This window comes from Kitasatospora sp. NPDC041988 (assembly GCF_055588525.1).
Genome location: NZ_JBVJCO010000016.1, coordinates 68,736 through 89,765, shown reverse-complemented (window position 1 = coordinate 89,765; position 21,030 = coordinate 68,736). Strand labels below are relative to the sequence as shown.

Below are 21,030 nucleotides of genomic sequence, written 5' to 3'. Positions count from 1 at the left end.
TACCCCCCCCCCCCCCCCCCCCCCCCCCCCCCCCCCCCCCCCTCCCCCCCCCCCCCCCTCCCCCCCCCCCCCCCCCCCCCCCCCCCCCCCCCCGGCAGGACGTCTCCCAGCTCGGCCGGGCCCTCTGTCCAGCCGGCGCGCTCACCACCACCCCGAACTACCGCGACGGGCGCCTGATCGGGCTCCACCTCGACAACTGGGACAAGCTGTCGTACTCGGCCAAGCACACCGGCCGGCGCCGCCTGTGTATCAACCTCGGGCCGGGCACTCGTTACCTGCTTGTGTGCGACCAGGACGCGCAGGCGATCTGCCGGACCGTCCACGCGGACTTCGCCACGTGCTACCCGCACACGGATGACCTGCGTGCCTACGTCGCCGCTGGCCACCCGCTGCGCTGCTACCGCCTTCGCCTGGATCCCGGAGACGGCTATGTGGCCCCGACCGAGTACCTTCCGCACGACGGATCCACCGAAGGCCACCAGGAGTCCACTGCCGCATTCTGGCTCGGTCGATGGCCGCGAGCCGCGCTGGCCGGACAGAGCAGGCGCCCTCCGGGTCCGAGCAGTGGCTCCCCGAGTCCGTGCCAGAAGGTGCCGGCCCCTCGTGGGAGGGGCCGGCACGGCGCAGGGAGGACTGCTACGGCAGCGGGATGCGGACGACCTGCGGGTCGTGGTCGCTGAGCTGGGCGGGGAATTCGCTGTTGAGGTGGACGATGTCGTAGCCGTACGGCCTGGCCGCCAGCGCGCCGGAGATCAGGATGTGGTCCAGGACCTGGGAGTTGCCCTCGTAGACGTAGGTGTAGCGCTCGGTGGGGGGCAGGGTGCGGGGGAGGTCGACGAGGGAGCCGCCGGCCGTGAGCAGGTCGGTGGTGTGGGAGAACTCGAAGTCGTTGAGGTCGCCGAGCACGATGACCGAGGCGTTCGGGTCGACGGCGAGGATCTGGTCGGTGAAGGTCTTCACCACGCCGGCCTGGGCGTGCCGCTGGGTCTCGGAGGGGCGGGCGGGCTGCTGGTAGCGGCCGAAGAGGGGCTGGTCGCCGCCCTTGGAGTTGAAGTGGTTGGCGATCACGAAGACCGGCCGGCCGTTCCAGCGGAACTCGCCGGCCAGCGGCTTGCGGCTGGCGGTGAAGGCGGAGTTGCCGGGGTCGATCCGACCGGGGGAGTAGGCGAGGGCGGGCGTGCCGCCGCTGTTGACCACGGAGTTGGCGGTGGTGGGGCCGGCGCCGGGGCGGTCGGTGAAGGTCAGTCCGCGGTCGGTGCGGTAGAGGAAGACCTGGCGGATGTTGCCGCCGGGCTGCCCGCCGTCCTGGTCGTTCTGCGGGTTGATCTGGCGGTAGGAGTAGGCGGGGCCGCCGGCGGCGGTGATGGCGGTGGCGAGCTTGGCGAGGGTCTGGTCGGCGGCGACGACGCCGTTGTCGGTGGCGCCGCTGTTGTCCTGGATCTCCTCCAGCGCGACCAGGTCGGGCGAGCGGAGGTTGGTGACGATGCCGGCGGCGAGGCCGTCGTACTTGCTCTGCGGGTCGCCGGGGGCGAGGTTCTCGACGTTGAAGGTCGCGGCGGCCAGTTCGCCCGCGGCCGGTGCGGTGGTGGTCTCGGGCGCGAGGCCGCCGGGGGAGACCACCGGGGTGGCGGTGACCAGCAGTTTGAAGTTGCCGAAGGAGTAGTCGAGCACGCCGGTGGTGGCGCCGCTCAGGGTGTCGCCGACGGTGGCGGTCGGGACGGGGGCGAGGACGTCGTCGAGGATCACGCGCTCGGGGTTGGCGTCGTTGGCCTGGAGCAGGATGCCGCCCCGGGCGGTGCGGGTGGTGCTGCCCTGCGGGACGACCGGGAGCTCGCCGAACTTGGTGGTCGGGCCGGTCACGGCCGCGTTGTCGAGCTCGACGCGCATGCCTTCCAGCGACTCCCAGAAGTCGAGGCCGTCGGTGGCGGGCTGGAAGGCGCCGGCGGTCTCGACGTCGCCGCTGGTGACGCCGGAGATCACGGCGGCGGGTGGCACCCGGCCGCCGGCGCCGATCAGGGCCGGCGCGGGCAGCGGCGCGTTGTGGGCGAGGACGGTGACGCTGGGGCCGGTCAGTTCGGTGATGGTGAGGTTGGTGGTGCCGCCGGTGCCGCCCGGGCGGTACTCGCTCACCGTGCCGCCGACCGTCACGGAGTCGCCGGCCGCGACGGTGGGGGCGGACGCGGTGTAGACGTAGACGGCCTCGCTGGTGGCGGGGTCGGCGTCGGCCACCGGGTCCTGGTACCAGAAGCCGGCCGGGCCGACGGCCGTCACCACGCCGGGCACCGCGGAGACCGCGTGGCCGGCCAGCGGCGAGGTGCGGGCGGCGCCCTGGATGTCGTGTATTCGGGTGCCGCCCCCGGTGCCGCCTCCGGTGGAGGAGGAGTTGCGCGGGGCGGGCGCGGTCACGGTGAAGTCGGTCGCGTTGTTGTCGGTGTCGGTGGCGCCGTCGCCGGCCCGCAGTGCGGCGGCGGTGTTGGAGAGGCTGCCGGTGGGCGAGCCCTCGGCCGAGCCGGCGCTGCTGCCGTAGCCGACGAAGTCCCGGACGCCGGGTTGCGTGGCGCAGCCCGAACTGCACGTCAGTGCGGTGCCGTTGGTGACCAGGGCGACCTTGCCGGCGGTCGCGCTCAGGGCGAGCGTCCCGGTGGCGTCGGGGGCCGGCAGGGCCGCGCCCGTGCCGGCGCCGGCCGCCTCCTGGACGAGGTAGTACCTCCCGGGGGCGATGGTGCCGGAGAGCGTGGTCCGGGACCAGGACGAGCCGCCGGCTGAGGCGTACTGCACGGTCCAGCCGGTGACGGTGACCGGGGCGGTGCCGCGGTTGTACAGCTCGACGAAGTCGTTGGCGTACGGGGCGCCGGAGTTGCCGCCGCCGCCGTACACCTGGCTGATCACGATGTCCGGCGACACCGCCTGGGCGGTGGCGGGCGGGAGGGCGAGCAGCGCTCCCACCACCACGGCGGCGGAGGCCACCGCCAGGGTGCGGGGCCGGGCTCGGTCGGTTCGCCGCATGGGCTTTCCTCCTGATGGTCCTGACGGGCGGGCGATCTGACGGGCAGTGGATCCTCGGGCGCTGCGTGTCTAACAGCGTCACCGGTGCCATACCGCGCGCTGCGTCCGACGGCCAGACGTACAGCGGGAGAACAGTTTTCCTGGCATGTACGCACCCGGACGTTTCGTGCACCGCCGGGCCTGCCCGGTGTCGCGTCCGCCGATGGACGGAACGCGCTCCCGCGGGACTCTTGTCGGGCGGGCTACCGGTCGGTAATCCTTGCTGACACGCCGTCCAACAGAGGAGCCCCATGCCCGCCGACATCACCTTCCCGCTGCCCACCCCGCACGGACCCGGCGCGGTGACCGTCCGCTACCGGCGGCTCGGCGCTGGGAGCCCCCTCCTGCTGCTGCACGGCATCGGCCACCACTGGCAGGCCTGGGAGCCGGTGCTGCCCGCGCTCGCCGAGCGGCACGAGGTGATCGCCGTCGACCTGCCGGGGTTCGGCGCCTCGCCCGCCCTGCCGCCCGGCGTGCCGTACGGGGTGGAGGCGGTGGTCCCCGTGCTCGGCGGCCTCTGCACGGCGCTCGGGATCGAGCGGCCGCACGTCGCCGGGAACTCGCTCGGCGGGCTGCTCGCGCTCGGGCTCGGCCGGGCCGGGCTGGCCCGCTCGGTGACGGCGCTGGCGCCGGCCGGCTTCTGGACGGAGGCCGAGCGCCGCTACGCCTACACCGTGCTGGGCGGGATGCGGGTCGGCGCGCGCGTGCTGCCGCAGCCCGTGGTCGAACGGCTCGCCCGCTCCAAGGCCGGCCGGGCACTGCTCGTCTCCACCATCTACGCCCGCCCGGGCCGCCGGGACGCTGCCGCCGCGGCCGCCGAGACCGGGGCGCTGCGCGGGGCGACCGGCTTCGAACCCACCCTGGCGGCCGGCCGCGGGCTGCGCTTCACCGGGGACCTCTCCGACCTCCCGGTCACCGTCGCCTGGGGCACCCGGGACCGCATCCTGCTGCGCCGTCAGGGCGTCCGCGCGCTGCACGAGCTCGCGGACGCCCGGCTGGTCCGGCTGCCGGGCTGCGGGCACGTGCCGATGAGCGACGACCCGGAGCTGGTCGCCCGGGTGATCGCGGACACCTGCGCGCGGGTGGAGAAGGAAGCCGGGCGGGTCAGTCCGTCAGCGTGATCCGGATGGCGACCGTGCCGCGCTCACCACGCCGCAGCCGGCTGCCGAGCAGGGTGACGACGCCGAGCAGGCCGTACTTCTGGCGCAGCAGCGTCCGGTAGGCGGCGGTCCGCTCCGGCCCGAGGATCTCGGCGGTGGCCGGGTACGGCTCGCCGGTCGGCCGGCCCTTGACGTCGCAGGGGCCCACCAGGACGTCGGCGCGGTTGCGGATCCGCTTGACCTTCCAGGAGTCCGTGACGGTCCAGATGCCCAGCGCGTCGCCGTCGCGGACCACCCAGACCGGGGTGGGCACGCCGGTGCCGTCCTTCTTGTACGTGGTCACCAGCAGGTAGCTGCCGGAGGAGAGGCGGACGAGGCGTTCCAGCCGCTCCTGCGAGGCGGGGTCGGGAGTCGCGGGGTCGGGCGGCGCGGCGTTCATGACGGGAAGTCTAGGGTCTGTCGGCGCCGGCGGCCCCCGGCGGGCGGCGATCCGGCGCAGCCCGCCTCCCGGGCCTCGGCGGGGGCGCGGGCCGCGGTCGCTCGGCGCGCGCGACGGCGTCCGGGCCGAGGACAGGTCGGCGGGGCCGACGTCCGGTCGGCGCGGCCCGTCCGGTCACCGCTCCCTCCCCGTCCGGTCAGCGCGTGCGCGTGCCCCGCCGCCGGGCCGCCACCACCAGGGCCCGGACGGATCGGACGAACCGCCGCCGGCCGCGCCCGCCCACCGCCGTCGCGCCGCCCAGTGCGGTGGCCCCGGCACGGGGGAACGCGACCGGCACCGGCACGGCCTCGGCGGCCACCGGGTGGAGGCGGCGCCGGCCGCGCACCCGGCCAGCCGCCCAGAGCGCCAGCGCCCCGCACAGGGCGACGGCCGTCCAGCCGGCCGGGCCCAGCGCGTGGTGGGCCTGCCGGATCGCCTGCGGCAGCCCGCCCGAGGCCGGGGCCCCGGTGGCGGGGGCGGAGGCACCCGCCTCCTCCTCCACCAGGTGACCGACCGGCTCGACCTTGCCTGCCGCCGCGAAGCCCCAGTCCAGCAGGCTCGCCGCCTCGTCGTACACCTTGGTCTGCGACTCCGGGTGCATCACCGTCACCAGCAGCGTGCGGCCGCCGCGTTCGGCGGCCCCGGTGAAGGTGGCCCCGGCGCCCGTGGTGTAACCGTTCTTCACCCCGATCAGCCCGGGGTACTTGCCGAGCAGCCGGTCGGTGTTGGCGATGTCGAAGGCCGTGCGCTGCCCCGTCGTCTTGTCGACGGCACCCGGGAAGCGGGCGGTGCGGGTGGAGCAGTAGCTGCGGAAGTCCTTGTTGCGCAGCCCGGCCCGGGCGAACAGCGTCAGGTCGTAGGCCGAGGAGACCTGCCCGTCCTGGTCGTAACCGTCGGGGGAGACCACGTGGGTGTCCAGGGCCTGCAGGGCCTGCGCGCGGGCCTGCATCTGGGCCACGGTCTGCGCCAGCCCGCCGTTCATGTGGGCGAGGACGTGCACCGCGTCGTTGCCGGAAGCGAGGAAGACGCCCCGCCAGAGGTCCTCCACCCGGTACGGCAGGTTCTCCTTGATACCGACCAGGCTGCTGCCCGCCCCCAGGCCGGCCAGCTCGGCCGGCGCCACCTTGTGCTCCAGCGAACGGTCGAACCTGGGCAGCACGGTGTCCGCGAACAGCATCTTCAGCGTGCTGGCCGGCGGCAGCGGCAGGTGCGCGTCGCGGGCCGCCAGGATCTCCCCGGTGGCCGCGTCCGCCACCAGCCAGGAACGCCCCGTCAGCTCCGCCGGCAGCGCGGGCGCCCCGGCCAGCGGCGCCACCTGGACGGCCGGCCGGCCCAGCCGCTCGCCGCCGACCACGGCGGCCGCGTCCTGCGCGGCGGCGGCCGGCGCCGTAGCCGCGAGGACCAGCACGGCGACGGCACAGGCCGCCGCCGGCCTTCTGACGTGGCGTGACCTCTGCTGCGCCGAGCCCTGCTGCGCCGAGACCCGTTGCACCGAGCCCTGCCACGCTGACGTCCGCCGCGCTGAGATCCGCCGCGCGGAGCCTTGCCGCGTGTTCGTCTGCGGTACGGAGCTCTTCCGCGCGTTCGTCTGCGGTACGGAGCTCTGCCGCACTGACCTTGGCTGCACACGGCGAACGTACCCGCGCCGCCGTCGGGCCGCCGCGCCCGCTGCTCCGTCCGGGCCTCTCGCCGGGGTGCTCCCCCGCGCGGGGGAGCTGGTACGGTGCCGGGCATGTTCCTCCTCCGTGTCTAGGCGACCCGCCGCGACCGCGCCCCACCGCCGGGCGCGGCGCCCCGGTGTCCCCGCACACCCGCGGGTACGGCTGCGCGCCGGGCCCGCCTCCACCGAGGAACGATCCCTTGAGCCCGTTGACCCCGTCCTATCGCGCTGTCCTGCGCACCCCGCACGCCCGACGCACCTTCGCCGCCGCGCTGCTCGGCCGGCTCTCGTACGGCATGGCCCCGCTCGCCCTGCTGCTGTCCGTCCGGGACGCCACCGGCTCCTACCCGGCGGCCGGCACGGCGATGGCCCTGTTCGGGCTGACCAGCGTCCTGCTCTCGCCCGTCCGCGCCGCCTTGGTCGACCGGTACGGGCCCCGGCGCGCGCTGCCGCCGCTGGCCACGGCGTACACCGGGCTGCTCGCCCTGACCGCCGGCGTCACCTGGCGGCCGGGCGCGCCGCCGCTGCTGATCGGCGCCCTGGTGGTGGCCGCCGGCGCCTGCACCCCGCCGCTCGGGCCGGTGATGCGCACCCTCTGGCGCCGGCTGCTGCCCGACCGGGCGCTGCTCCAGCGTGCCTACAGCCTGGACACCGTCGCCGAGGAGGTGCTCTTCGTCTCCGGCCCGCTCCTGGTCGGTCTGCTGCTCGCGGTGGCCGGGCCGGTGGGGCCGGCCGCCGGGGTCGCGGTGGGCGCCGCGCTGGTGCTGGCGGGCACGCTCGCGCTGGTGTCCGCGCCGCCCGCCCGGGCGCTCGCCGGGGCCGGGGCGGTGCGGGGAGAACGGCAGGACGCCGGGCGGCCGGACGGCGGGGGAGCGCTGCGCCGGGCGGTGCTCGCCTCGGCGGCCACCGGGCTGGCGCTCGGCGCGCTGGACCTGACGGTGGCCGCCTACGCCGAACAGCGCGGGCAGGCGGGCGCGGTGGCCTGGGTGCTGGCGGCGCTCTCGGTGGGCAGCGCGGTCGGCGGCCTCGCCTACGGCGCACTCCGCTGGTCGGCCCCGCACGCGGTCAGGCTGCCGGTGCTGGCCGCCGGGCTGGGCGGCGCGCTGGCCGCTGCCGGGCTCGCGCCCAACCTTCCGGTGCTGGCCTTGGCCGTCGCCTGCGCCGGGCTCTTCGTCTCACCCGCCGTCACCACCGCCTACCTGCTCGCTGACGAGGCCGCCGCGCCGCAGGCCCGCACCCGGGCGGGGGCCTGGGTGAACACCGCCTTCAACGCCGGATCGGCGGGCGGCACCGCCGCCGTCGGCCTGCTGGTCGGCCGGGTGCCGCCGGCACTCTGCTTCGCGCTGGCGGCGGCACCCGCGCTGCTCTCGGCGCTCGCCGGGGTCGTCCGGGCCGGTGGCGCCGGGCGAAACCACGACGTTGGTGGGGTGCGGTCGCGCCGAAAGTCGGATCCCAACGCCGGGCTGCCTCTTTAGTCTCGACGGCATGAAGAACCTGCTCGGCTTCGTCAGCTTCGTCCTCGTCGTCGGAGGGATCAGCGGCCTGCTCTCGGACCACCTGTGGGGCCTGCACGTCTTCGGCTTCGTCCGCTACCTGGTGCCGGACGGCCACCGGACGGCCGGGTACGTCGTCCTGATTTTGCTCGGCGCCGCGCTGGCCGCCGGCACGAGCCGAATAGGGCGTTCGCGGGCGGAGGGCTAGCGGGCGACGGCCGCCTCCACCCCGTCCAGCAGGACGGCGAGACCGGTGCGGAACGCCTCCCGGGTCTGCGCCTCCAGGTAGTTGCCGCTGCCGTCCCCGGATTCGGGGGTGGCGCTGTCACCGCTCTCCAGGGCCGTCAGCAGCGGGAAGCGCTCCGCGAAGTCCGGTGCCAGATCGGCGAGTTGCGCGGATCTGGCGTGCCACCACTCGTCGTCGGGGATACCGGTGGCGGCCGCCGCGGTGCGGGCCTCGGCGGCCGTCCGGGCCATGCCGCGGACGAGCTGCCATAGCGCGGCGACCACGCCCCGCAGCTGCCGGGGCGTCAGCCGGGCCCCGGCGAGGATCCGCAGCACCGTCTCCATCGCGCCCAGCTCGGCCGGTCCGAGTACCGGCCGGGCCTGGGAGATCTGGAGCACCCACGGGTGGCGCAGGTAGCAGGTGAACGCGTCCTCGGCCCAGGCGGTGGCGGCGGGCCGCCAGCCGGCGGTGAGGTCGTAGGCGGTGGGCAGCTCGGCGAGCACCCGGTCGTGCATCAGGTCGAGCAGCTCGCCCTTGCCCGGGACGTAGGTGTAGAGCGCCATGGCCGTGCGGCCGAGCCGCTCGCCGACCGCGCGCATGGAGAGCGCGGCCATGCCCTCGGCGTCCGCCACCGCGATGCCGGCGGTCACGATCGCGTCCACGCTCAGCCCGGGCTTGGGGCCGCTGCGCGCGGGGCGGGGGCGGTCCGGCGCGCCCCAGAGCAGGGCCATCGAGCGGTGGGCATCGCCCTGTCCGGCGAAGACGGTCACGGAGACAACTCCTTATGGCGTAAAATATCCTGCCCGGGATAATTCTTTATGTCGTAAGGCTACCAGCGGAGCCGAAACCGGAGGCGCCGACCGTGCAGCTTCCCGTCCACATTCGTCCAGGTCATCGAGGTCGAGCGGATCACCCCGCGAATGGCTGTGGATGCGCAGCCTCACCCTCTGCCGCCGGCCCGGCACCCGGGTGGTCGAGATCGACTTCGTGCTGCACGGCGGCGCCGGCCCAGCGAGCGCCTGGGCCGGAGGGGTGGCTGGTGGCGATCGGTGGCGATCGGTGGATTTCGAGGCCGTCCGCCTGGGCAGGGTGGATAGCGAACGGTCGGACGCCATCCGGCCGGTGATGAACCATGACGGACCACGACGGGCCGTGGGGGACCACTGCGGGCCGTGACGGCCGCGACGGGCCATCAGGGCAGTGACGATGACGAACCGAGGAGCAGGGGTGGGCGACGTGACCACACAGACGGACCGCAGGTACGGCGAGATCAGGCACCGCGACATCGAAGTGAACGGAGTCCGGCTGCACCTCGCCGAGCAGGGCGAGGGTCCGCTCGTCCTGCTGCTGCACGGTTTCCCGGAGAGCTGGTACTCCTGGCGCCACCAGTTCGCCCCGCTCGTCGCGGCCGGCTACCGGGTGGTCGCCCCCGACCAGCGCGGCTACGCCCGCAGCGAGCAGCCGACGGCCGTCGACGCCTACACCCTGCTCCACCTGGTCGGCGACGTCACCGCGCTGATCGGCGCGCTCGGCGGTGGGCCGGCCGTGGTGGTCGGCCACGACTGGGGTGCGCCGGTCGCCTGGTCCACCGCCGCGCTCCGCCCCGACCTGGTGCGCGGCGTGGCCGGGCTGAGCGTCCCGCCGTTGCCGGTCTCCGGGCTGACGCCGCTGGCGCAGTCCCGGGAGCGGTTCGGCGAAGGCTTCTACCAGAACTACTTCCAGCAGCCCGGCGTCGCCGACGCCGAACTCGCCCACGACCTGCACTCCTCCTTCCGTCGCGTCCTGTTCAGCGGCTCCGGCGACCGCCCGGGCGCCGACCGCCCGCGCGCCTGGGTCGTTCCCGAGGGGCGCACCCTGCTGGACACCGTCCCCGACCCGGAGAAGCTGCCCGACTGGCTCACCGAGGACGACATCGAGGCCTTCGCCGCCGACTACGCCGGCCACGGCGAGCGCGCTTTCACCGGCCCGCTCAACTGGTACCGGAACATCGACCGCAACAACGAGCTGCTCGCCGCCTTCGCGGGGCTCCGCATCGAGGTACCCGCGCTCTACGTGGCCGGGGACCGGGACATGGTGACGGCGCTGGTCGGTCCGGACGCGCTCCGGCACCTGCTGGAGCGGAACACGCCCAAGCTGCACCGGCACGTCACCCTTCCCGGCGCCGGCCACTGGACGCAGCAGGAGCGCCCGGCCGAGGTCACCGCCGCCCTGCTGGACTTCCTCCGGCACCTGGACGGCTGAACCTCCGCGCCCGATTGCCGGTCTGATGATCCATCAGACCGGCAGTAGCCGGGCGATCAGCTCACCGAGCCGACGGGCGTTGCGGCAGGAGTGCATCTCCACCGCCTCCGCGTAGGCGAGCGCCGCCGAGTCGCCGGAGCCCCACAGCGCGGGCTGCTCCGGGTTGAGCCAGTACACCCGGCGGGCCCGCGCGGCGATCAGGCGCAGCGCGGGCACGTTCGGGTCGCGGTGGTTGTTGCGGGCATCGCCGAGGATCAGCACGCTGGTGCGCGGGCCGACCGCGTCCAGGTGGTGCTCGGCGAACCCACCCAGGGCCGAGCCGTAGTCGCTGTTGCCGTGGTGGCCCATCACCTTGGCCTCGGTGAGGATGCGCCGGGCGAGGACGGCGGGGTCGGCGCCGTCGCCGCTCCCGGCCAGCAGCCCGGTCACCTCGGCGGTGCGGTTGACGAAGGCGAACACCCGGACCTTGCTGAACTGGTCGCTCATCGCCCGCACCAGCAGCATGGTGAAGTCGGCGAAGCCTGCCACCGAACCGGAGATGTCGCAGAGCAGCACGATCTCGGGCCGGGCCGGCCGGCGCAGGCGGTACGCCGGGCGCAGCGGTACGCCGCCGGTGGAGAGCGAGCGGCGCAGGGTGCGGCGCAGGTCGATCTGCCCGCGGGCGGCCCGGCGCCGCCGCGCTGCCAGCCGGGTGGCCAGCTTGCGGGCCAAGGGATGCACGGTGCGGCGCAGTTCGGCGAGCTGGTCACGGCCGGCCGCGAGGAAGTCGATCCGGTCGGCGCTGGGTGCGACGGCGCGTTCGGCGATCCGCTCGGTGCCGCGCAGCTCGGCGACCCGGCGGCGGGCCTCGGTGCCGACCATGGCGCGGAAGCCCTGGATGCGGCGGCGGATCTCGTCGGCGAGGAGGCGGTCGGAGACGTCGGCCGGGGTGCCGGGGGTGCCGGGGGCGGCGTTCGCGGTCGAGCCGTCGCGCAGCGCCGCCAGGACGCGGGCCAGCAGGGTCTCGGGCGCGAGCCGGCCGAGGGTCTGGTGGGCGGACCAACCGTCCGAGCCGGGGACCGAGCCGACGCCGAACCGGCCGAAGGCGGCCACCGCCTCGCCGGCCAGGCGGGCCTGCGCCGCCCGGTCGTCGGCGGCCAGCGCGGCGGCCAAACGCTCGCGCAGCTGCTCGCGGACGGCCTCCGGGGTGGCCGCGTCGTCCTCCGCCGAGCCGTCCCGGGCGGCCTCGGGGGCGCCGACGCCGAGCGGGAAGTACAGGTCGAACGTGGCGTCGTAGACGCCGCGCTGCCCCTCGGAGCGGAGCAGCGCGGCGGCCAGCCCGGCCCGTAGCTGCTCCCGGTCGGCGAGGCCGAGGACGTCGGCCACGGCGGCCGCGTCCACTGTCTCGGCCGGGCCGATCCGCAGTCCGTGGCCGCGCAGGGCCCGGACCAGGCCGGTCAGCCGGGCGGCGAGGTCGGTGGCACCGGCCTGGGTGGTACCGGCCTCCGTGGTACCGGTGTGGGACGTACCGGCGCCCGCTGTGCCGGTGCCCGCTGTGCCGGTGGCCGCTGTGCCGGTGGCCGCCGCACCTGCTCCGGTCGGGACGCTCATGCCAGGGTGAGCTTCTGCGTGGCCTTCAGCACGTCGTCCTGGTGCTTAAGGATCACTCCGAGGGTGTCGCGGACGACCGCCTCGTCCAGGGTGTCCGAGCCGAGCGCGAGCAGCGTGCGGGCCCAGTCGATGGTCTCGGCCACCGACGGCGCCTTGCGCAGCTCCATCGCCCGCAGCGCGCCGACCACGCGCACCAGCGACCCGGCCAGTGTGGCGTCCAGGCCGGGAACCTTCAGGCGGACGATCCGGCGCTCCAACTCGGCGTCCGGGTAGTCGAGATGGAGGAAGAGGCAGCGGCGACGCAGCGCCTCGGACAGCTCGCGGGTGGCGTTGGAGGTGAGCAGCACGAAGGGGCGCCGGGTCGCCGCGATGGTGCCCAGCTCCGGGACGGTGACCTGGAAGTCGCTGAGCACCTCCAGCAGCAGCGCCTCCACCTCGACGTCGGCCTTGTCCATCTCGTCGATCAGCAGCACGGTCGGCTCATCGCCGCGGATGGCGGTGAGCAGCGGGCGGGTGAGCAGGAACTCCTCGCCGAAGATGTCGGTGCGGGCCTGGTCCCAGCCCTCGTCCCGGCCGGCGGTGATCCGCAGCAGCTGCTTGGCGTGGTTCCACTCGTAGAGGGCCCGGGCCTCGTCGATGCCCTCGTAGCACTGCAGCCGGACCAGTCGCGCCCGGCCGATCTCGGCGACCGCCTTGGCCAGCTCGGTCTTGCCGACCCCGGCCGGGCCCTCGACGAGCAGCGGCTTGCCCAGTCGGTCGGCGAGGAAGACGGTGGTGGCCACCGCGGTGGAGGCCAGGTAGCCGACCTCGGCCAGCTTGGCGGCGGCATCCGCCGCCGACTCGAAGAACCCGGTGCCGTCGCCGCCCATGTGCTCCACTCCCCGTCGATCGCCCTGCCGGTGCGCCTGTGGTCCGCACCTTACCGGCCGGTCACTTCGCTGTCCCGGGTGGCCGGGGGCTCGACGCGTGGCGAGGCGTTCCGACGTGGCGGGCGACGAGTGGCGAGCGGCGAGCGGTCCCGAAGGGTGCCGCTCGACGCCCGCCACTCCACCTGTCTACTGCCGCCCGCGGGGCGTCAGTTGACGTAGATGTGCGGGCTGCCGGCGACCGAGCTGTCGATGACCGGTCCGTAGGTGGCGGAGAAGTAGCCGGTGGCGAAGCAGGTGCTGGGGCCGGAGACCTTGGCGAACGGCTGGGCGGCGAAGCCGATGGTCTGTCCGGTGTTGTTGGTGGTGCCGGAGATGCTACCGGGGGCGCGGTAGATGCAGGTTGTGGTGCCGAGGATGGTGTTCAGCACCACCGTGGTCTGCAGCGGACCGGCGGCGCCCGGGCCGAGGGTGACGGGGTTGCCGGCGGCGTCGCTCACCGAGTTGGTGTAGGGCAGGTTGTTGACGGTGATGCTCTGCACGGAGATGACGCCGATGACGTTGGCGGTGCAGGAGCCGAAGGTGTGGCTGTTGAGCTGCTCGACGGCCACGCCCGGCGCAGCGGGGTTGCCGGTCACGGTCGCGGAGAACGAGGAGGCGGCACACTTGATGCCGCTCGTCCCGGTCGCGCTGGAGTAGAAGGTGGCGTTGCCGCCGGGGGCCAGGTTGGCGGTGAGGACGTCGCCGACGGCGACGGCGGTGCCGCCGGCGCTGCCGTAGGTCAGCACGGCGGGGCCGGCGGCCTGGGCGGGGGTGACGGCGGCGGTGGCCAGGGCGATGGCGGCGAGGGCCGCGGCGCCGAGGGTGCGGCGGATGCGCATGGGAGTGCCTCTCTCCGTACGGAGTTGGGTGGGGGAGCCCGCGGAGGTCGCGCGGAGGTACGTGCGGCGCGATGGCGCCGGGGTACCGCGGTGGACACGGCGGGATGGCGCAGGGTTGTCGCGGTGGACGCGGCGGGGCGGGTGCCGGTGGGCGCGTGATGGCGCGTGCCGGCACGTCGGCGGTGCATGTGGGGGAAGGTGCGTCCGGTGGTGCGGCGGGCCCGGCGCCACGGGCCCGCCCGTACGGCGGGAAGGTGCAGGGAGTGCGTGGGGTGCATGTCGGCGGCTGCCACCGCCGCATGCGTTTCGCCATACTGAACAGTCGGAACGCGTGAAGGCCTCCGGCGGCTGCTCGCCGTCAATGGGAAACCTGCGAGTGTTGTAAACCAGCCCTTGCGTCAATGTCAAGACAGAGCACAGGAGTTGGCGATGAATCCGGATGCCCTCCAAGGCGCCGAGGCGCTGCTGCTGCCGGGCGCGCGCACCGGCCGCGACCCGGCCCGCTCGATCAAGCGCGGCCCGAGCCGGCTGCCGCCCGAGGCGGTCGCGGCCACCCAGCGCGAGCGGCTGCTCGACGGCCTGGTCCACACCGTGGCCCAACACGGGTACCAGCACGCCACGGTGAGCGACATCTGTCGCGCGGCGGGTGTGACCAGGCCGGTCTTCTACGAGCTGTTCAGCGGCAAGGAGGATGCCTTCCTGGCCGCCCACCGGCACGGTACCGGGGTGGTGATGCGCCGGATGGCGGCCGCGTTCGCGGCGGCACCGGACTGGTGCACCGGCATCCGAGAGGCCCTGCGCGCGCTGCTCGGGCTGCTGGCGGGCGTCCCGGCGTTCGCCACCATGGCGGTGATCGAGATCGAGGCCGTCGGCCCGGCGGGGCGCCGTGAGATCACCCAACTCCTCACCCGTTTCCGGGCGTTCTTTGCCGAGGTGCCCGAGCCGCCGGGCACTGTCACGGCGGACGCGCTGGTGGATGCGGTGGTCGGCGGCGTCTACCGCACCCTCCACCGGGCGGTCGATGCCGGTCGCACCGATCAACTACCAGAGTTGCTCCCGGCGTTGAGCCTCTTCTGCCTGGCGCCATTCCTCGGCCCAGCGGAGGCGGAGCGGCGGCTTTCGACGGTGCCGCACCAGGGTTGACGTACCGTCAGACAAGTGAACGGTGATCCTTCGTGCACCCGTATTGACCCGCCGGATACCGGGCAGTAGCTTCCCAGTTACCGACTGCGGTCCGACCGGCCCGCCCCGCTGCCGAGGGGCGGGCCACCGGCCGGGCCGCAGAACGCTGTCCGCGCCAGGGCAACGTGCCAGTGCCTGCACATCCCCCACCACCCGAGGGAGCACACATGGCCACGTCCGAGGACGCCGCCCCCACGCCCGACGCCACCGGGGCACCCACCGGGACGAAAGGGAGGGTCCGGCTGCGGCGCACCGCGCTGATGGCCGTCCCCGCCGTCGCCGCCGGCGCCGTCCTGATGACCCTCACGGCACAGGGCGTGCTCGCCGCCCAGTTCGCCATATCGGGAATGCCGTTCACCGTCACCGCCGACAGCCTGGACGGCGTCGGCTTCGAGCAGTTCGGCAGCCTGGACCACATGATCGACGGCAGCCCGAACGCCGGCGACACCGGCGGCCAGGTGCTGGTCGCCGTCTCGGCGATCAAGCAGGCCGAGCTGACCAAACTCTGCCAGAGCGTCGACCTCGGCGGCATCAACCTGCTGATCAAGGCCGGCGACGGAGGCACCCCCGTCACCGCCACCGACCTCACCACCGACTCCGACCTGCTCTCCGGCGACGCCTCGTTCAAGAACATCGAGATCGGCGGCGACGCCAGCACGTATACCAAGGCCGGTGTGAAGGGCCTGCCGGGCGTCTTCGGGCAGCAGGCCGACACCGTCACCATCAAGAACCTGCGGCAGCACAACTACGCCACCACCGCGGGGGCGTTCAAGCTGCCCAACCTGCGGCTGAGCTTCAGCTCGGAGGGCTGCTGACGGTGGCCGATCCCGTACCCGACGCCGAAGCCGGTACCGCCGGGCCCGGGCAGTCCGAAGCCGGTACCGCCGGGCCCGGGCAGTCCGAAGCGTCTGGGGTGCCCGAAGCATCCGGGGCGCCCGCGGAGCGGGCTCCCGTGGCGGCGCGCGACGCCCGGGGTTGGCACGGCTGGCGGGGCCGGCGGCCCTTCTGGGGCGGTCTGCTGGTACTGCTGGGCGGCGCCGAGATCCTCTTCACCCTGCGGGCCCCGCTGCCCGTCGTCCTGCACATCGGGATGCAGGGGCTGGCCGGCTACCTGGTACCGGCGGTGATGGTGATCTGCGGCGTGCTGATCCTGCTCAACCCCGCCCAGCGGCTGTTCTACTCGATCCTCGCCGTACTCACCTCGCTTGCCAGCTGGATCACCTCCAACCTGGGCGGCTTCCTGATCGGCATGATCCTCGGAGTGCTGGGCGCCTGCCTCGCCTTCGGGTGGCTGCCCGACCAGCCTCCACGCCGCCGCAGGCTGCGCCGCCCACCCCGCGGCAAGGCCGCCGGACCGGCCGGAGCGTGAGCCGGCTCCGGGCCTGACGCGGCGCCCCGCCCCCGGCGACGGGAGAGCACCCGGGGGCGGGGCGTCCGCGATCTGATCGTCCGCGCCCGGATCCGGCCGGGCGGCCCGATCGTGCTGGTGCCCGTCCTAGGCGAACCGGTTGAACAGCGAGGCCGACGAGGTGCCCAGAATGGTGGTCACCCGGACGTCGACGACACCGGTCCCTTCGGGCGCGTAGCAGGTGATCTGCGTGCCGCCCCCGTTGACGGTGAATTTCTCGCACGGGATGGTGCCGAAGCCGACCACGGTTTGTCATGACTGCTCTGCTCCTCGGGCACGGAGAATACGGCCTCAGGGCCCTCGAAGTGCCTTGTGGGCGCCGTAAGCTTCGATGAAGCCCTGAATCGCCTGCAGGTTGTCGGCGAAGGAGGTGGATCGCCATTTCGACTTGCTGCCGTCACGGTGGTCGAGATCGATCCACGCGGAGAGAGTCACGAGAGAACTGTCGGAGAAGCTACGGCCGTTCACCTGTAGCGTTATCCCGGTCAGATCGTAGAAATCGACGATCGTCAGCGGCTTGCCTTCGTCGATGTACTCGATGGCGCCGGCAGGAGTGATGACCAGCAGCGGGGCCGGATCATGCGATGTCCCGTGCAGGAAGCCGGAGAACTTCCCTCGTGTCCTGGTGAAGACCTGCCAGTTCACCGGTACCGGACCTTGGCGCGCCTGAGCGAGGATCGTTCGCGGATCGGTCATGTCGTCCCCGGTGCTTGCCGCCGCCGGCCGGCGACAAGCACTGCACCGCGCGCGCCGGCGCCGAGGACTTCACGTGCTGCAGTCATCTCCTGACCTCCCGCCCAAGGCGTCCCCCACTCGACCCTGCACCGTTCGTGCGCCGATTGCATCCCGGGGCGGGATCTCGACGCCCAGGGCCGCTGGGCCAGAGCCCTCGGGGCGCGGAGTCACGAACCGGCCAGGAGGCCAGGGAGTGTCTCCCTGGCCTCCTGACGGCCTGCGGCGAGGGATCGGAGAACGCCCCACCCGGGGCGGGGCGCCGTTCCGACCGGAGGGGGCTCAGATCGTCGAGGCGTCGATCACGAAGCGGTAGCGCACGTCGCTCGCCAGGACCCGGGCGTAGGCCTCGTTGATCCGGTCGGCGCTGATCAGCTCGATCTCGGCGCCGATTCCGTGTTCGGCGCAGAAGTCCAGCATCTCCTGGGTCTCCGGCAGCCCGCCGATCATGGAGCCGGACAGGGACTTCCGCCCGACCAGCAGCGCGTGCGCGTTCACCGTGACCGGCTTCTCGGGGGCCCCGACCTGGACCATCGTGCCGCCGGTCCTCAGCAGGCCGAGGTAGGCGCTCAGGTCCAGGTCGGCCGAGACGGTGTTGACGATCAGGTCGAAGGTGCCGGCCAGCTCGGTGAAGGTGGCCGGGTCGGAGGTGGCACGGTAGTCGTCCGCGCCGAGCCGCAGGCCGTCCTCCCGCTTGCGCAGCGACTGGCTGAGCACGGTGACCTCGGCGCCCTTGGCGTGCGCGATCTTCACGCCCATGTGCCCGAGGCCGCCGAGGCCGACGATCGCGACCTTCTTGCCCGGTCCGGCGCCCCAGTGGGTGAGCGGCGAGTAGAGCGTGATGCCGGCGCAGAGCAGCGGCGCGGCCACGTCCAGCGACAGCGCGTCCGGGATGCGCAGCGCGTACCCCTCGTCCACCACCAGCTGCGTCGAGTAGCCGCCGTACGTCGGCTCGCCGTCGCGGCCCAGGCCGTTGTAGGTGAAGACCGTGCCCGTGGTGCCGGTGCAGTACTGCTGGAGCCCGGCCAGGCAGTTGTCGCACTCCCGGCAGGAGTCGACGAAGCAGCCGACCCCGACCCGGTCGCCGACCGTCCAGCGGGTCACGCCCGGGCCGACCTCGGCGACTACACCGGCGATCTCGTGGCCCGGCACCATCGGGAAGATGCCGTCGCCCCAGTCCTCGCCGACCTGGTGGATGTCGGAGTGGCAGATGCCCGCGAAGCGGACGTCGATCAGGATGTCGTGCTCGCCCAGCGCCCGGCGCGGGATGGTGGTCTTCTCCAGCGGCGCCTTCGGGGCGGGGGCGGCGTACGCGGAGACGCTCCGCGGCCGGCTGGTGCCCGTCGTGTTCGTGGTGTCCGTCGTCGTCGTGTTCGTCATGTGCATCAGCCTGCGCCGGGCCGATCGGGGTAACCAGATCAGAGCTTGTCGTACGCACGCCCAACGTACGACTGGCAGGCTCACCCTCATACTGGGCCGCATGGACCAGCGCACCGAACTCAGCGAATTCCTCCGGTCGCGGCGGGCCCGGCTGCGCCCCGAGGATGTCGGCCTGCCCGACCACGGCACCCGCCGCCGCGTCCCCGGGCTGCGCCGGGAGGAGCTGGCGCAGCTGGCGGGTGTGAGCACGGCCTACTACATCCGGCTCGAGCAGGGCCACGGCGAGTCCGTCTCCGCCGCAGTGCTGGACTCGATCGCCCGCGCCCTGCGGCTCACCCCGGCCGAACGCGAGCACCTCCAGCGGATCACCAAGCCCGCCCGCCGCCGGACCGGGCGCGCCGGGGCCGCCCGCCCGCAGCAGGTCCGGCCGGCCTTGCAGCAGCTGCTCGACGCGATGGAGGGCGTCCCCGCCTACGTGCTCGGACGGCGACTGGACATCATCGGCTGGAACCGGCTCGGCAACGCCCTGCTCGGCGACTTCTCCGCGATGGCGCCCGAGCAGCGCAACATGGCCTGGCACGTCTTCCTCGACCCGGCCGCGCGCGAGCTGTACGACGACTGGGAGGGCAAGGCCACCGACGTGGTCGGCATCCTGCGGCTGGACGCCGGGCGTGACCCCGACGACCCCCGGCTTACCTCGCTGATCGGTGAACTCTCCCTCAAGAGCGCCGACTTCCGCCGGCTCTGGGCCGCGCACGACATCCGCGACAAGGGACACGGCACCAAGGAACTGCACCACCCGGTGGTCGGCCGGCTCACCCTGCGGTACGAGACGCTTCGCCCGGCCGGCGATCCCGACCAGGTGCTGGTCACCTACCACGCCGAGCCCGGCACCACCTCGGCCGAATCGCTCCGGCTGCTGGCCAGTTGGGCGGCGACCGATACGGCGATCGACGCGTCGACCGATGCGGAGACCTCGACGTCGACCGATGCGCCGACCGGCCCGTCGGCCTCGGCTGCGGGGGCGGCGGGCCGGAAGTCCTCTCCGGAGACGTCCCGTTAGTCCGGTGGTCCCGGTCCGGCCGGGCCCACCGGCCCTGTCCCGGCGCTCCCGCCCGGCCGTTTACTGGGCCTGTCGCCGTCCGGCCCGCCCCTGCCCGGACGCGGTCGCAGCCCCGCCGATCAGGTGAACGTACGTTGAACAGTCGGTATCTGACGGATGGTTAGGCTTCCGTTCCATGGAGATCGCCAGCACCGGCACCGAGTACGACCGGCTGATCGCGCGCCACCACGCGATGCGCCTGCGCCGCCAGATCCTCGCGCCGGCACCATCGTCGGCCGGTACGTCCCGCCTCGGCGCGTCCCGGCTCGGCGCGTGGCACTCCGGTCCGCACCACGACGGCGTGCCCTGCGACAGCCCGCGCAACGACGGCTCTACCGGGCCGGCGAGTACGGCGCCGTCGAGCACCGGCTGCTGCCGCACTCCTGGCGCCGGTACCCGATGGGCCGCGAACCGCGCCCGGACAACGAGTTGGAGCTTCATGTGCGCCGCACCGGCCCCGGCGGCGTCAGTGCGGCGCTGGTCGACCGCACCGCCGTCGGCGACTGGCTGCGGCTCGGCCCGCCGCGCGGCACGCTCCTGCCCGAGGACGACGGCGGCGACCACCCGCAGGCCGCGCTGACCGGCAGGCCGTGGTGACCGCAGGCCGTGGTGACCGCCGCCTGCCGGTGACCGGGCGCGCCGGGGCCGGTGCGGGCGGGGCCTGCCCAGGGCGTGTCCGGCAGTCGCCGCGCGCATGCGCCGGGAACCGTCGGACACGCCCCGGCCGGGCGAGCCGGTCAGACTCGCACGGTGAGCCAGGCGCCGAGGCCGCTGCACCCGCGTGCGTCGTACGTGGTGCTGCGGTAGCCGGCCGGGATCGGCGAGTACGGGCAGGTCCAGATCCCGTTCCGGACCAGCTGGTGGTACCAGGCGCCGACGCCGCTGCACCCCTTGGTGTCGAAGTTCGTCAGGACGTACCCGGGGACGATCGGCGAGCCCCCGCAGGTCCAGATCCCGTCCCGCACCGGCTGCTGGAACCAGGCGCCGTAGCCGTTGCAGCCTCGGATGTCGAACATCGTGATGACGTAGCCCGGGGGGACGGCCACGCCGGGGCAGGTCCACCCGCCCACCGAGGCCGCGGCGGCGGGCGCGGCTGCCGCCGCCGGAGCGCCGGCCGCCACCGGCGAGGAGGCCGCGGCGGGTATGGCAGCCGTGGCGGGTACGGCAGCCGTGGGGACGGCGGCGGGAGCGGCGGCGACGGCCGCTCCGGCCGAGGTGCCCGTGATCGCGGCCGCGAGCAGCGCGACCACGGCGGCCGTACGGGCGATCCACCCGAGGGCGGTGCCCGTCCGTGAGCGGTCGCTCGTCTGACGGAGGGTCAAGGTCATGGCACACCAGTCCAATCGGTAGTCCTCCCCCGGCGCGTTCCGGCGGCGGGGGAGGCGGGTCAGCGGGGGACTGGTCGCACCCTAGTGGGCCCGGACGGCGGAGGACGGGCGACGGCCGAAAGGCCGGCCAACATGACCGGAAAGCCACCCGGGCATGCCTGCGGCGGGGGGGGGGGGGGGGGGGGGGGGGGGGGGGGGGGCCAGGGGGGGGGGGGGGGGGGGGGGGGGGGGGGGGGGGGGGGGGGGGGGGGGGGGGAGGCCACACGCGAGGTGGGTTGATTATTGGCTGTTTTTGTGCCTAGGGTGGGGTCTCTACGT

Annotated in this window: 21 protein-coding genes; 10 read left to right on the top strand and 11 right to left on the bottom strand. The window is 74.2% G+C overall.

The window, feature by feature from the left end; all coding sequences use genetic code 11:
• Positions 1-636: 636 nt before the first annotated feature.
• Positions 637-3,006 (bottom strand): lamin tail domain-containing protein, encoded by a 2,370-nt coding sequence (locus ACZ6NC_RS18205; RefSeq protein WP_465733868.1) that lies wholly within the window; start codon positions 3,004-3,006, stop codon positions 637-639.
• Between the two features lie 290 nt (positions 3,007-3,296).
• On the opposite strand from ACZ6NC_RS18205, the gene ACZ6NC_RS18200 reads away from it, so the two are divergent.
• Positions 3,297-4,166, top strand: a complete 870-nt coding sequence (locus ACZ6NC_RS18200; protein ID WP_465733866.1) for an alpha/beta fold hydrolase — start codon at positions 3,297-3,299, stop codon at positions 4,164-4,166.
• Here the strand turns inward: ACZ6NC_RS18200 and ACZ6NC_RS18195 are convergent.
• Together ACZ6NC_RS18195 and ACZ6NC_RS18190 are read right to left on the bottom strand one after the other, a co-directional pair.
• Complete coding sequence (locus tag ACZ6NC_RS18195; RefSeq protein ID WP_465733864.1) at positions 4,150-4,584, bottom strand: PPOX class F420-dependent oxidoreductase; 435 nt, start codon at positions 4,582-4,584, stop codon at positions 4,150-4,152. The genes ACZ6NC_RS18200 and ACZ6NC_RS18195 overlap by 17 nt on opposite strands.
• Positions 4,585-4,780: 196 nt before the next feature.
• On the bottom strand, positions 4,781-6,115 hold the full coding sequence (locus ACZ6NC_RS18190) for a D-alanyl-D-alanine carboxypeptidase family protein (protein WP_465733862.1): 1,335 nt from the start codon (positions 6,113-6,115) through the stop codon (positions 4,781-4,783).
• A 368-nt stretch (positions 6,116-6,483) separates the two neighbouring features.
• Here ACZ6NC_RS18190 and ACZ6NC_RS18185 point away from each other — a divergent pair, with 368 nt between their 5' ends.
• Complete coding sequence (locus ACZ6NC_RS18185) at positions 6,484-7,758, top strand: MFS transporter (protein WP_465733860.1); 1,275 nt, start codon at positions 6,484-6,486, stop codon at positions 7,756-7,758.
• 10 nt (positions 7,759-7,768) lie between these two features.
• Complete coding sequence (locus tag ACZ6NC_RS18180; protein ID WP_465733858.1) at positions 7,769-7,984, top strand: hypothetical protein; 216 nt, start codon at positions 7,769-7,771, stop codon at positions 7,982-7,984.
• Here ACZ6NC_RS18180 and ACZ6NC_RS18175 read toward each other — a convergent pair.
• Positions 7,981-8,772, bottom strand: coding sequence for a TetR/AcrR family transcriptional regulator (locus ACZ6NC_RS18175; RefSeq protein ID WP_465733856.1), 792 nt, complete (start codon positions 8,770-8,772; stop codon positions 7,981-7,983). The genes ACZ6NC_RS18180 and ACZ6NC_RS18175 overlap by 4 nt on opposite strands.
• On the opposite strand from ACZ6NC_RS18175, the gene ACZ6NC_RS18170 reads away from it, so the two are divergent.
• Positions 8,678-9,178 carry a siderophore-interacting protein gene (locus tag ACZ6NC_RS18170; protein WP_465733855.1) on the top strand — a complete coding sequence of 167 codons (501 nt, stop codon included), beginning with the start codon at positions 8,678-8,680 and terminating at the stop codon, positions 9,176-9,178. The genes ACZ6NC_RS18175 and ACZ6NC_RS18170 overlap by 95 nt on opposite strands.
• A gap of 60 nt (positions 9,179-9,238) precedes the next feature.
• Positions 9,239-10,243, top strand: coding sequence for an alpha/beta fold hydrolase (locus tag ACZ6NC_RS18165; protein WP_465733853.1), 1,005 nt, complete (start codon positions 9,239-9,241; stop codon positions 10,241-10,243).
• Positions 10,244-10,276: 33 nt separating this feature from the next.
• Here ACZ6NC_RS18165 and ACZ6NC_RS18160 read toward each other — a convergent pair whose 3' ends face one another.
• The 3 genes from ACZ6NC_RS18160 to ACZ6NC_RS18150 form a co-directional block, all read right to left on the bottom strand.
• Complete coding sequence (locus ACZ6NC_RS18160) at positions 10,277-11,833, bottom strand: VWA domain-containing protein (protein WP_465733851.1); 1,557 nt, start codon at positions 11,831-11,833, stop codon at positions 10,277-10,279.
• On the bottom strand, positions 11,830-12,702 hold the full coding sequence (locus tag ACZ6NC_RS18155; protein ID WP_465733849.1) for an AAA family ATPase: 873 nt from the start codon (positions 12,700-12,702) through the stop codon (positions 11,830-11,832). The genes ACZ6NC_RS18160 and ACZ6NC_RS18155 overlap by 4 nt, the downstream gene beginning before the upstream one ends.
• A 206-nt stretch (positions 12,703-12,908) precedes the next feature.
• The gene (locus ACZ6NC_RS18150) at positions 12,909-13,580 is read right to left on the bottom strand and encodes a Tat pathway signal sequence domain protein (protein WP_465733847.1); all 672 of its coding nucleotides are present in this window, start codon (positions 13,578-13,580) and stop codon (positions 12,909-12,911) included.
• Positions 13,581-14,009: 429 nt separating this feature from the next.
• On the opposite strand from ACZ6NC_RS18150, the gene ACZ6NC_RS18145 reads away from it, so the two are divergent.
• From ACZ6NC_RS18145 to ACZ6NC_RS18135, 3 genes are all read left to right on the top strand, one after another.
• Positions 14,010-14,723: a TetR/AcrR family transcriptional regulator gene (locus ACZ6NC_RS18145; protein ID WP_465733845.1), complete on the top strand. Its 714-nt coding sequence runs from the start codon at positions 14,010-14,012 to the stop codon at positions 14,721-14,723.
• Between the two features lie 206 nt (positions 14,724-14,929).
• Complete coding sequence (locus tag ACZ6NC_RS18140) at positions 14,930-15,577, top strand: DUF6230 family protein (RefSeq protein WP_465733843.1); 648 nt, start codon at positions 14,930-14,932, stop codon at positions 15,575-15,577.
• 137 nt (positions 15,578-15,714) lie between these two features.
• Positions 15,715-16,131 carry a DUF6114 domain-containing protein gene (locus ACZ6NC_RS18135; protein WP_465733841.1) on the top strand — a complete coding sequence of 139 codons (417 nt, stop codon included), beginning with the start codon at positions 15,715-15,717 and terminating at the stop codon, positions 16,129-16,131.
• 126 nt (positions 16,132-16,257) lie between these two features.
• Here ACZ6NC_RS18135 and ACZ6NC_RS18130 read toward each other — a convergent pair whose 3' ends face one another.
• The 3 genes from ACZ6NC_RS18130 to ACZ6NC_RS18120 form a co-directional block, all read right to left on the bottom strand.
• On the bottom strand, positions 16,258-16,416 hold the full coding sequence (locus ACZ6NC_RS18130; RefSeq protein ID WP_465733839.1) for a hypothetical protein: 159 nt from the start codon (positions 16,414-16,416) through the stop codon (positions 16,258-16,260).
• Positions 16,417-16,461: 45 nt separating this feature from the next.
• Complete coding sequence (locus ACZ6NC_RS18125) at positions 16,462-16,866, bottom strand: hypothetical protein (protein WP_465733837.1); 405 nt, start codon at positions 16,864-16,866, stop codon at positions 16,462-16,464.
• Between the two features lie 318 nt (positions 16,867-17,184).
• Positions 17,185-18,282, bottom strand: coding sequence for an NAD(P)-dependent alcohol dehydrogenase (locus tag ACZ6NC_RS18120; RefSeq protein ID WP_465733835.1), 1,098 nt, complete (start codon positions 18,280-18,282; stop codon positions 17,185-17,187).
• A gap of 100 nt (positions 18,283-18,382) precedes the next feature.
• Here ACZ6NC_RS18120 and ACZ6NC_RS18115 point away from each other — a divergent pair, with 100 nt between their 5' ends.
• A complete protein-coding gene (locus ACZ6NC_RS18115) occupies positions 18,383-19,345 on the top strand; it encodes a helix-turn-helix domain-containing protein (RefSeq protein WP_465733833.1) in 963 nt (320 codons plus the stop codon).
• 312 nt (positions 19,346-19,657) lie between these two features.
• Positions 19,658-19,981 carry an FAD-binding oxidoreductase gene (locus ACZ6NC_RS18110; RefSeq protein ID WP_465733831.1) on the top strand — a complete coding sequence of 108 codons (324 nt, stop codon included), beginning with the start codon at positions 19,658-19,660 and terminating at the stop codon, positions 19,979-19,981.
• A gap of 140 nt (positions 19,982-20,121) precedes the next feature.
• On the opposite strand, the gene ACZ6NC_RS18105 is transcribed toward ACZ6NC_RS18110, so the two are convergent.
• Positions 20,122-20,712 carry a hypothetical protein gene (locus ACZ6NC_RS18105; RefSeq protein WP_465733829.1) on the bottom strand — a complete coding sequence of 197 codons (591 nt, stop codon included), beginning with the start codon at positions 20,710-20,712 and terminating at the stop codon, positions 20,122-20,124.
• Between the last annotated feature and the right edge of the window lie 318 nt (positions 20,713-21,030).